Origin of the sequence: Luteitalea sp. (assembly GCF_022842525.1) — a bacterium.
In the GTDB taxonomy this organism is placed as follows: Bacteria; Acidobacteriota; Vicinamibacteria; order Vicinamibacterales; family Vicinamibacteraceae; genus Luteitalea.
In genome coordinates, this window is record NZ_JALHPM010000204.1 from 1 (window position 1) to 10,735 (window position 10,735).

At 71.1% G+C, this 10,735-nt stretch carries 8 protein-coding genes; 5 read left to right on the forward strand and 3 right to left on the reverse strand.

Going from position 1 to position 10,735, the window contains the following annotated elements; all coding sequences use genetic code 11:
• The 3 genes from Q0C41_RS26330 to Q0C41_RS26340 all read right to left on the reverse strand — a co-directional run.
• Positions 1 to 721: hypothetical protein (locus Q0C41_RS26330; protein WP_291989066.1), on the reverse strand; the 721-nt coding region annotated here is incomplete at its 3' end.
• Positions 722 to 800: 79 nt separating this feature from the next.
• Positions 801 to 2,648, reverse strand: a complete 1,848-nt coding sequence (locus Q0C41_RS26335) for an ABC transporter ATP-binding protein (protein WP_291989068.1) — start codon at positions 2,646 to 2,648, stop codon at positions 801 to 803.
• Positions 2,645 to 3,808: a peptidylprolyl isomerase gene (locus Q0C41_RS26340; protein ID WP_291989070.1), complete on the reverse strand. Its 1,164-nt coding sequence runs from the start codon at positions 3,806 to 3,808 to the stop codon at positions 2,645 to 2,647. The genes Q0C41_RS26335 and Q0C41_RS26340 overlap by 4 nt, the downstream gene beginning before the upstream one ends.
• A 125-nt stretch (positions 3,809 to 3,933) precedes the next feature.
• Between Q0C41_RS26340 and Q0C41_RS26345 the strand changes: the two genes are divergently transcribed.
• Genes Q0C41_RS26345 through Q0C41_RS26365 form a run of 5 tightly spaced genes read left to right on the forward strand, consistent with a single transcriptional unit; the run spans position 3,934 to position 10,599 of the window.
• Positions 3,934 to 6,045, forward strand: coding sequence for a S9 family peptidase (locus Q0C41_RS26345; RefSeq protein WP_291989072.1), 2,112 nt, complete (start codon positions 3,934 to 3,936; stop codon positions 6,043 to 6,045).
• Positions 6,046 to 6,049: 4 nt separating this feature from the next.
• Positions 6,050 to 7,015, forward strand: a complete 966-nt coding sequence (locus Q0C41_RS26350) for a stage II sporulation protein M (RefSeq protein WP_291989074.1) — start codon at positions 6,050 to 6,052, stop codon at positions 7,013 to 7,015.
• Positions 7,005 to 8,570, forward strand: a complete 1,566-nt coding sequence (locus tag Q0C41_RS26355; RefSeq protein ID WP_291989076.1) for a DUF4129 domain-containing protein — start codon at positions 7,005 to 7,007, stop codon at positions 8,568 to 8,570. The genes Q0C41_RS26350 and Q0C41_RS26355 overlap by 11 nt, the downstream gene beginning before the upstream one ends.
• On the forward strand, positions 8,567 to 9,634 hold the full coding sequence (locus Q0C41_RS26360) for a DUF4350 domain-containing protein (RefSeq protein WP_291989078.1): 1,068 nt from the start codon (positions 8,567 to 8,569) through the stop codon (positions 9,632 to 9,634). Before Q0C41_RS26355 ends, Q0C41_RS26360 begins: the two co-directional genes overlap by 4 nt.
• Complete coding sequence (locus Q0C41_RS26365) at positions 9,631 to 10,599, forward strand: MoxR family ATPase (protein ID WP_291989081.1); 969 nt, start codon at positions 9,631 to 9,633, stop codon at positions 10,597 to 10,599. The genes Q0C41_RS26360 and Q0C41_RS26365 overlap by 4 nt, the downstream gene beginning before the upstream one ends.
• Positions 10,600 to 10,735: the final 136 nt, after the last annotated feature.

Consider the following 10,735-nt stretch of genomic DNA (forward strand, 5'->3'; position numbering starts at 1 on the left):
CAGCGACGACGGGGGCATGACCGGCGCGGCCGAGCAGGACGACGGTGCACACGCCGAGCACGACAGGGAGGGTCATGGTCCACGTGTCGTTGCGCATGGCGGTGGGCGCCAGGACCGCAGCCAGCAGCGTCACGACGCACCAGGCCAGCAGCGCGCTGCGCCACCGCCGGGTCCGCGACGCGCCGACGCCGGCCGCCCATCCCCCAATCAGCCACGCGGCGCCGCCGAGCAGGAGCACGCCTGCCGTGCCGTCCACTCGCGCGAGGCGCTGGATGAGGGGACGGGTCTCGACGGTGACGGCCTCGAGCCGCACGCCCAGCGCGCGTCCGTCGGCCGGCCGGAGGGTCGTGAGGCTCGTGATGGCGATGTCGAGGGGGGTGCGCACGTGCGCGGGCAACTCGACGCGCACATCGGTGTAGTCGATCGTCACGGGATGACGCGACACGTGCCCGTTGACGCGAACCTCCACGTGGTCGGGGTGCCGGCCGGGAAAGCCCGCCAGGGTGACGACCACTGCGGCGGGATCGGCCGCGAAGCGCCCGGGCCAGCGCAGGCGGGCACGGCCATCCGTCCAGCGCATCGGGTGTCCGTAGTTGCGTTCGGCTTCGTACACGCCCGAGAGCATCGGCGGCACGAGTCCCCCGGGCTCGCCGACCCGGATGACGACCGCCGCGGGCACCAGGAGGGCGAGGGCCAGGACCAGCGCACACCCGGCGATCACGGCGCCCAGCAAACGCCCGCCCCATCGGCCTTCCCGTGCTCGAGCGCGCAACTCCATGGCCGACGGGACTGCCGAGACCTTACCGCCGGGGCGCGCTGGCGGTCGCTGCGGCGGCGGGTTCCGGCGTGAAGTCTTCGCCCGGGTTGATGAAGCGATCGAGTTCGACCGCGTACTGCCGGTCGTGCAGCTGGCGATACCGGCCGTCGAGCGCCATCAGTTCCGCGTGGGTGCCCCGCTCGGCGACCGAGCCGTCCTCGATCACGAGGATCTGATCGGCACTGCGGATGGTCGAGAGGCGGTGCGCGATGACGAAGGTGGTGCGCCCGCGACGCAGGGACCGCAGCGCTTCCTGGATCTTCGCTTCGCTCTCGCTGTCGAGACTGGAGGTGGCTTCGTCGAGGATCAGGATGCGCGGGTCGGCCAGAATGGCCCGGGCGATGGCGACGCGCTGGCGCTGGCCGCCCGACAGGCGGACGCCGCGCTCCCCCACCACCGTCTTGTACCCGTCGCCAAAGCCGTCGACGAACTCGTCGCAGTAGGCGATCTTCGCTGCCGCGACGACGTCGTCCATCGACGCGTGCGGGTTGGCGTACCGGATGTTGTCGGCGATGGTGCCGTCGAACAGGAAGTTCTCCTGCAGGACGATGCCGAGCTGCGCGCGGTAACTCGAGAGCTGCAACTGCTCGAGGTCCTGCCCGTCGATGAGCAGGCGACCGGAGGTCGGCCGGTTGAAGGCCATGACGAGGCTGATCAGCGTGCTCTTGCCTGACCCGCTCGACCCCACGAGCGCGGTGGTCGACCCGGCCGGCGCGTCGAAGGACACGCCCTTGATGACCGGCACGCCGGGGTTGTACTCGAACCACACATCGTCGAAGGTCACGCGGCCCTGGACGTCGGTCAGCGCCCGGCGATTGACGTCGTCGGCATCCTCGGTGGCCATCTTCTTGATTTCGCGGATGCGATCGAGGCCGGCGAAGGCCTCGGTGATCTGCGTGCCGATCGACGCGATGGAGATCATCGGCGCGGCGACCAGGCCGGTGAAGAAGATGTACATGATGAAGTCGCCGAGCGACATCGTGCCGGCGACGATGGCCCGGCCGCCGATCGTGATCATGATCACGCCGGTGACGCCGATGATGAGCGTGCCGAGCGCCGTGGTGGCGGAGACGCCGGTCATCGACTGCGCGACGTTGCGCAGCAGGCGGTGGACGCCCTTGCTGAAGACGATCTCCTCACGCTTCTCGGCCGTGTAGGCTTTCACCACGCGGATGCCGCCGAGCGACTGCGACAGGCGGCCGGTGACCTCGGCGTTGATCTGGCCGCGCTCGCGGAACAGCGGCCGCAGGCGCTTGAAGGCGATGGCCATGATGACGCCGAAGGCCCCGAGCACCACGATCATCACGAGCGTGAGCTGCCAGTTCAGGTAGAACAGCACGCCGAGCGCGATGATGGCCGTAAGCACACCGCCGGTGAGCTGCACCAGGCCGGTGCCGACGAGGTTGCGGATGCCCTCGGCGTCCGACATGACGCGCGAGATCAGCACGCCGGTCTGGACGGTGTCGAAGTAGCGCACGGGCAGCCGGGCCACGTGCGCCTGCACCGAGCGGCGCATCTCCGTGATGGCGCCCTGCGCGGCCACGCCGAGGACCTGCGACAGGGTGAACGAGGTGACCGCCTCGACGAGTGTCGCGGCGGCGACGGCGCCGGCCAGCGGCCACAGCAGCTGCGCCTGGCCCTTGCCGATGACATCGTCGACGAGGAACTTCGTGGAGGCCGGCAGCACGAGGCCGACGAGCCTGTTGACGAGCATCAGGCTCAGCCCGAGACTGAGGCGGGCCCGGCTCTTCCAGATGAGCCCCTTGGCCTCTTCCCAGGCGTTGCCGTAGTCGACCTTCTTCTTCTTGGTCGTGTCGTTCGCGTGGCTCACCGCGCGCCCTTCGTCAATGTCACTGTCGTGATCCCGATTCTCGTGCGTGGGGCCTCACCATCGAGCGGCGCCTGCTCGATGGCCGTCACCACGTCCATCCCCTGCAGCACACGACCGAATGCCGTGTACTTGCCATCCAGCGACGGCGCCGGTGCCGTGCAGATGAAGAACGACGTGCTCGCGCTGTCGGGGTCGTCCCCCCGCGCCATGCTCACGACGCCCGCCTCGTGCTTCAACGGATTGAACTCGCCCTTCACCGGGCCGACGACCCGGCGCTGCACCTGGGTCAGCGGCGCCGCGCGCGACGACAGATCGCCGGCCTGGACCGCGAATCGCGGCACGACCCGGTGGAACCCGGTGCCGTCGTACACCCCGAGCTGGGCCAGACGCAGGAAGTTGCGCACGTGTCCGGGCGCCACGTCCGGGGCAAAGCCGATGACGATGTCGCCGACCGTGGTGCGGAGGGTGGCGCGATACGCGGCCAGTTCCTCGACCGTCGTGTCGGCGAAGGCCGCGGTGACCGGCGGCGGCGTCTCGCGCACCGTCGCCTTCGTGATCACGACTCGCGTGGTGAGGCGCCCGGCGGTGTCGAGCGGCGTCTGCGAGATCTGCTCGGCGACCTCGAGCCCCTCGACGACCTCGCCGAACACGGTGAACTGCCCGTCGAGCCCCGGCTGGTCCGTCAGGCAGATGAAGAACTGCGCCCCGGCGCTGTCGGGCCGGTTCGGCTGCAACACGGCGGCCACGGCCCCGCGCACGTGCCGGCGTGCGTTCGGCTCGCGCTTCAGGCGGTTCAGGCCACCGGTGCCGTACAGCGTCGTCTTCGACGGGTCCTTCGACAGGGGATCCCCGCCCTGGAGGATGCCGAGCGGCACGGCGCGATGGAAGACGGTGCCGTCGTACGCCCCGGCCTCGGCCTGATCGAGCAGGAAGCCGACGTGATTGGGCGCCGCGGTGGCGTCGAGTTGCAGCACGATGGTGCCCATCGTGGTCTCGAGCACGACCTGCTTGTTCTCGAGGGCGGCAGGCGGACGGGTCGTCGTGTAGACGCCCGCGGCCGGCGGGGCCGCTCCGGCAGGCCGGCGACGCGTCTGGGCCTCTGCGCCCGTCGCCACGGTCAGCGCGGCAAGCAGGAGGCCGACGAAGGTTCGTGACTGCACGCCGGGGATCTTATCGCGCGCCGGGCCAGGCGCCCCCGCCCGAATGTCCGGAGGCTGGCCGACGCGGCCAACGGGACGGGCAGTTGAGCGACAATGCTGGGGTTCTCAGAAAGGACCGATCGCCGATGACCTCCTCGCTGCTCGTGCGCCGCCCGTGGCTGGCTGGTGTGCTCCTGCTCGTGACCACCGCCCCGCTGGCGGCGCAGGTGACGTCGCCGACAACGCCCGCCGCAGGTGCCGCGGCCCAGCCCGCGGCAGCGCCCCGCCCGATCGTGGTGGCCGATGTCGACCGGATCATCTCGGTGCGGGATCCGCAGCGGTCGCCAGACGGTGCCTGGGTGGCCTACGCCGCGAGCACGGTGGATGTGGCCAAGGACAAGAGCGACACCGACATCTGGATGGTCAAGTGGGATGGCAGCGACCGCATCCGGCTGACGTCCACCCCCGACGCCGAGTCAGCCGCACGCTGGAGTCCGGACGGCAAGTGGCTGTCGTTCCTGCGCGCAGACGAGAAGAAGAAGTCGCAGGTGTGGACGCTGAGCCGTCTCGGGGGGGAAGCGCAGAAGCTCACCGACGTGGCTGGCGGCGTCAGCGGCTATGCCTGGTCGCCCGACAGCGCCCGCCTGGTGGTCACCTCCCGCGACGTCGACCCGACCGCCGACGACGACAAGCCGGACAAGGCACCGAAGCCGATCGAGATCGAGACCTTCAAGTTCAAGCGCGATGGCGTCGGGTACGTGGACGGCAAGCTGCGCACCCACCTGTACCTCTACGACATCGCCGCGAAGCGCACCACGCCGCTGACCTCGGGGCCCTACGACGACTCCGCGCCGACGTGGTCGCCCGACGGCCGGCACATCGCCTTCATCAGCGCACGGTCGGAGGCGCGAGAGCGGAGCTCGCTCCGCGAGGTGTACGTCATCGAGTCGCGCGCCGGAGCCACGCCGCGGCAGGTCAGCACCAACACGGCCCGCCACAGCGAGCCGCTCGCCTGGAGCCCCGACAGTGCGACGCTACTCTTCATGGAGGGTGGCGACCCGCGGTACGACGCCTATGAGCAGTACCGCATGGCGATCGTGCCGGTGGCCGGCGGCCGGCCGACCTTGCTGACGCCGTCGCTCGACCGCCCGGTCTCCGATGCCGTGTGGTCTCGGGACGGCTCGCGCATCACCTTCGTGGTCACCGACGACCGCGAACAGTACGTCGCCTCGGTGGCCGCGCGCGGTGGCGCCATCACGCGCATCACCAGCGGTCAGCAGGTGGTGCGGTCGCTCGCCGACAGCCCGGCCGACGACCACCTCGCGGTCACCGTGAGCTCGGCACGGCAGCCGGACGAGATCTACGCCCTCGATGGCGGCACGCTGCGCAAGCTGACCGGGCACAACGACTGGATGGCGAAGGAACTGACGCTCGGCACGGTGAAGCCCGTCGAGTTCACCAACAAGGAGGGCGTGCGCATCGGGGCCCTCCTGACCCTGCCCCCGGCGGTGACGACAGCCAATCGCCTGCCCTTCATCCTCCACATCCATGGCGGGCCGAACGGCCAGGACTCGTACGGCTTCAACGTCGATCGCGAGTGGATCGCCGCCAACGGCTACGCCGTGCTGCAGGTCAACTATCGCGGCAGTCACGGCCGCGGCCAGGCCTTCCAGTCGGCCATCTTCGGCGACTGGGGCAACAAGGAAGTGGCGGACCTGCTCGCCGGCGTGGACTGGGCCATCAAGGAAGGCATCGCGGATCCGGCGCGGCTCGGCATCGGTGGCTGGAGCTACGGCGGCATCCTGACCAACTACACGATCGCGTCGGACCCGCGTTTCAAGGGCGCCGTCAGCGGTGCCGGCAGCTCGCTGCAGCTGACCATGTACGGGACCGACCAGTACATCGTGCAGTACGAGACCGAGATGGGTCAGCCCTGGAAGACGATGGATCGCTGGATGAAGGTGTCCTATCCGTTCTTCAAGATCGACCAGATCAAGACGCCGACGATGTTCATGGCCGGTGAAAAGGACTTCAACGTGCCCGCCATCGGCAGCGAGCAGATGTACCAGGGCCTGAAGTCGGTCGGGACGACGACGCGGCTGATCATCTATCCGGGCCAGTTCCACGGCATCACGCGCCCGAGTTATCGCCGTCACCGCCTCGAGCAGTGGGTCGGCTGGTTCGACACGCACGTCAAGGGCGGCGTCTCGCCCGCGCCGCGTCCCGTCACCGCGACGGCGGCGGAGGGTCAGCGGTAGCACGGTGCTCCGCGAGCACCAGTTCGTCGTCCATCGGCAGGACCGATGGGGGTGGTGGGACCGATGGCTGACGGCGCGCCAGGCGGGCGCGTCGGCCGACGACGACGGACACGCGCTCGCCGCGCAGTTCCGCGGCCTGTGCCACGACCTCGCCGTGGCGCAGGATCGCGAGTACTCGCCGGAGCTCGTTGCGACGCTGCAGACGCGCGTCCTCGCGGCACACCAGGCGATCTACGGCGCCGCTGGGCGCCCGGCGTTCGCCTGGCGCCGCTTCCTCACGCACGACCTGCCCCAGCGGGTGCGTGACGAGCACCGGCTCGTCGGTGCCGCTGCCCTCCTCCTGCTCGGATCACTCCTTCTGGTCGCCGCACTCGTCGTGCTGATGCCCGCCACCGCCGACCTCTTCCTCGATGCCCGCGAACGCGCCCAGATCGAGGCCATGTACGACCCGGCAGATGCGGTGCAGCGTGGGCGCGACGCCGCCGACGACTGGCTGATGTACGGCTTCTACATCGCCAGCAACGTCCGCATCGACTTCCAGTGCTTCGCCGGCGGCATCCTCTTCGGCGCCGGGAGCGTGTTCTTCCTGCTGGTCAACGGCTGCGTGATCGGCGCGGCCGCCGGTCATGTGACGGCGGTGGGCTTCGGGACGCCGTTCTGGTCGTTCGTGGCGGGCCACAGTGCCTTCGAGCTGGTGGGCGCCGTGCTGTCGGGCGCGGCCGGGCTGATGCTCGGGCGCGGTCTGCTGGCCCCGGGCGTGTGGCCGCGGAGCCATGCGCTCGCGCTCGAGGCGCGACGCGCCGTCCCCCTGCTGATCGGCGCTGCCCTGCTCACCGCACTCGCCGCCATCGTCGAAGCGTTCTGGTCGCCGCTGCGCGGGGTGTCGCCGTCGATCAAGTACACCGTGGGGATCGGTCTGTGGCTGCTCACCGTGCTGTACTTCGTTCGAGCGGGCCGCGATGCCGCGTGACGCGCTCGCGGTGGTGTTGCGCCCCCGCAACGACTGGGAGGCCGCCGACCTCGGCCTCGAGCTGACGCGAACGTGGGTGCGCCCGCTGGCCCGCGCGTGGGCACTCGCGTATCTGGCGCCGGCGCTCGTCCTCGTGGCCGTGACGCCCCGGCCGGTCGCCACCGCGCTCGTCGTCTGGTGGCTGCGACCGTGGGCCGAGCGCGTGCTGCTGGACATCCTGGCGCGCCGCACGTTCTCGCGCGAGGTCGGCCTGCGCGAGGCCCTGGCCACCGTGTTCACCCAGGGTGTGCGTGCGCCCGGTCCCTGGCTCGCGAGCCTGACGTGGCGACGCCTGAGTCCGGTCCGCACCATCTGGCTCGCCGTCTGGCATCTCGAGGGACTGCGAGGACGCGCGGCGCGCGACCGCGTACGGGTGCTCACGCGCGAGGGGCTGGGCGCGGCCGCCTCGTGCACGGTCGTCGGGGTGGCCGCCACGGTGCTGCTGGCCGTGGCCATCATCGCGATGGTCCTGTCGCTGCTGCCGGATGCGACCGGCGCCGCACTGGAGGAGTGGGGCGCCGGCGTGGCGCCACTGCCACTTCGGGAGGCGCGCACGTGGGCACTCGTCGCCGTGCTGGCCGATGCCCTCGTGGCACCGTGGGTCACCGGCGCCGTCTTCGGTCTCTACATCAGCCGCCGCACGGACCTCGAAGCCTGGGACATCGAGGTCGTGCTGCGCGACCTCGCCCGCCGGGTGGCGACGACGGGGCTGGTGGTGCTCGCGCTGGTCGTGGGTGCCGCCCCGCGCGAGGCTCGCGCGCATCAGGAGCCGGTTCCGTCCGGGATGGTGGAGACGACGACCGCCCCCGGCGATGCCGTCGACGAAGCCGTCGACGTCGAGGACGAAGAAGAAGAGGACGAGGAGGACCCCGAGGACGAGTCCGTGCCGTTCGACCCGCAGGCGAGCGTGCGGCACATCCTGGAGCAGACGGAGTTCGGGCGCACCGAGACGATTCAGCAGTGGCAGTTGCGACCGATGGCCCCCATCGAGCCACGTGAGCCCTCCCCGTGGTTCCTCTGGATGGTCGAACGGCTCCCCGCCCTCGCCCGCGCACTGCGTCTCGGCATGTGGGGGCTCGGCGCAGTGGCCGTGCTCTGGCTCGCGAGGTTGGCCCTGCGCGCACGCACCAATCGACGCCGCCAGTCGCCAGCCGACGAGACCGTCGCTGTGCACTACGACGCGGAGGCCCTCGCCAGCGCGTCGCGGCCCGACGTTGGCGCTCGTGCCCGCGTGGCCATCGACCAGGGGCGGATGGTAGAGGCCCTGGCCCTGCTGTACGCCGGCGCGCTGGCGGCGGCCACCGATCGCGGCTGGCTCGACGTGCACCCCGGTGACACGGAAGCCGAGTGTCTGTGTCGCGCACGCGGCCGGGTCCCGCAGGAGACCGACGACGCCCTCCGTGCCCTCGTGCGGGCGTGGCAGGCCGCGGCGTACGCGCGGCGGTGGCCGTCGCGCGACCAGGCCCTCGCGCTGTGTGACACCTACGCGCACCATTTCTCCGGCGGGCCGTCGTGAATCGCGGCGTGGTGGTGGCGGTGCTCGCCGTGCTGACCGTGGTGCTGGTGGTCGTGGTCGGGCGCCGCTTCGTGGAGCGTGTGCCGGTCACGGTGCGTCGCGGTGCCTCCGCGGAGGTACGCCGACAGCCCAGGCTGGCCTTCGAACGCCTGCTGGCCGAGGGCGGCGTGGAGCCACGAACCGTGACCCTCACCGCCGACGTGTCGCTGCCCGTCCCTGCGATGCTCTGGCTGGATGAGTCCGCCGTGGACCTCTCGATCGCGGCAAGAGAGGCGATGTGGGCCTGGGTCGCGCGTGGCGGAATCCTGGTGCTGTCGCCGGGGATGGACGGATCGCCGCTCTCCGACGCCCTCGGCGTCCGTCGACGGCGACCGATCCCGCAGGACACGATGGTGACCGACGCCCCCGCGGCGCGCCGCGTCGTCGACGTCCACCTGCCGGGGCAGACGGACACGTATCGCATCGACGCGCAGGAGGGCTTCCTGCTGGCGTCACCGGCCGCGTGGAGCGTGGGCGATGGCGCCGGCGGGCTGGCGCTGGCGGAGATCCGACGAGATCGCGGCCGTGTGCTGGTCGTCGCGGGGCTGGCCGATCTGTGGACCAACGACCAGATCGGCGAGCACGCGCACGCCTCGCTGCTGTGGGATCTCGCGAACCTCGAGGACGCCCCGCTGCTGTTCACGGCGATTCCCGAACCGGCGCTGCTGCCCGGGCAGGTCGCGCGACGAGGCTGGCCGGTGCTGGTGGCCGCGGCCATCCTCGCCCTGCTCGCCTTGTGGCGGGTGTGGCCTCGTCGGGGGCCCATGTGGCTCCCACCGGCGCCGGAACGTCGCCAACTGCGCGAGCACGTCGTCGCGCTCGGGCGCTTCCTCCTCCACGATCGCCAGCACGTGACGCTTGCCGCCATGGCCCAGCACGTCGTCGGTGAACGGCTGCGACACCAACCCTGGCAGGAACGCGCTGCCGACCGCCACGCCCTCGACGCACGCCCGTCGAACGGTCACGAACTCCTCACGACTCTCCAGCGACTCCAGCAGTTGTGGCGTCGCCTCCATCGCGCATGAACGACATGTCCCTTGCCCAGGCCTCCGAGGCCATCCTCCGCGTGAGAACCCACCTGCGGTCCGTGATTGCGGGCCAGCACGAGGTGATCGATGAGGTGCTCGCGGCGCTGCTCTGCGACGGGCACGTGCTCATCGAAGGCGTGCCCGGCCTGGGCAAGACCCTTCTGGCGCGCGCCCTCGGGCGAGCCATCGACGGCCGGGTGTCGCGCGTGCAGTTCACGCCCGACCTCATGCCCGCCGACATCGTCGGCCACGCCGTGCTCGAACCGGGATCGCAGCGGGTGATCACGCGGGAAGGGCCCGTGTTCACCCACATCCTCGTCGCCGACGAGATCAACCGGGCCCCGGCCAAGACCCAGGCGGCGCTGCTCGAAGCGATGCAGGAGCGGCAGGTGACCCTCGAGGGCGCCTCTCGACCACTGCCGCGACCGTTCCTGGTGATCGCGACGCAGAACCCGATCGAGCACGAGGGCACCTATCCCCTGCCGGATGCCCAGCTGGACCGGTTCCTGTTCCGTATCCGCATCGACTACCCCTCGGCCGACGAGGAACGCGCCCTCACGCGCGCCGTGACCCACCATCGCACCGGCGCCGACCTGAATCTCGACCACCTGCAGCCCGTGCTGACGCCCGACGATGTCGTGGCGCTGCAGGAGGCGACCGCGACGGTGCTCGTGGAGGACCGCGTGCTGGACTACGCGGTCGCGATCGCTCGTGCGACACGTCAGGCACCGGGCGTCGTGTCCGGCGGCAGCCCACGGGCGAGCATCGGGCTGGTGCGGGCGGCCAGGGGCATGGCGGTCCTCGACAGCCGCGACTTCGCGACGCCCGACGACGTCAAGCGCTGCGCGCCGGCGGTGCTGCGTCATCGCCTCACGCTGTCGGCCGACGCCGAACTCGACGGCCAGGACGTCGACACGGTGATCGCTGGCGTGCTCACGCACGTGCCAGCCCCCAGGGACTGAGCGCTCGTGCTCCTGCCGGCTCCGCCTCTGATGGTTGCCGTCGCGTGCTGGGGTGCGCTTGGCCTCGCGGCGAGCGTGTGGCCGGCGCTCCGCCTGGCGTGGGTGGCGGTCGGCGCCGCGATCGCCGCGGCCGCCC

Coding starts and splice junctions, on each gene's coding strand:
- Q0C41_RS26345 (WP_291989072.1), top strand. CDS start 3,934: ATGACCTCCTCGCTGCTCGTGCGCCGCCCGTGGCTGGCTGGTGTGCTC.
- Q0C41_RS26355 (WP_291989076.1), top strand. CDS start 7,005: ATGCCGCGTGACGCGCTCGCGGTGGTGTTGCGCCCCCGCAACGACTGG.
- Q0C41_RS26365 (WP_291989081.1), top strand. CDS start 9,631: ATGAACGACATGTCCCTTGCCCAGGCCTCCGAGGCCATCCTCCGCGTG.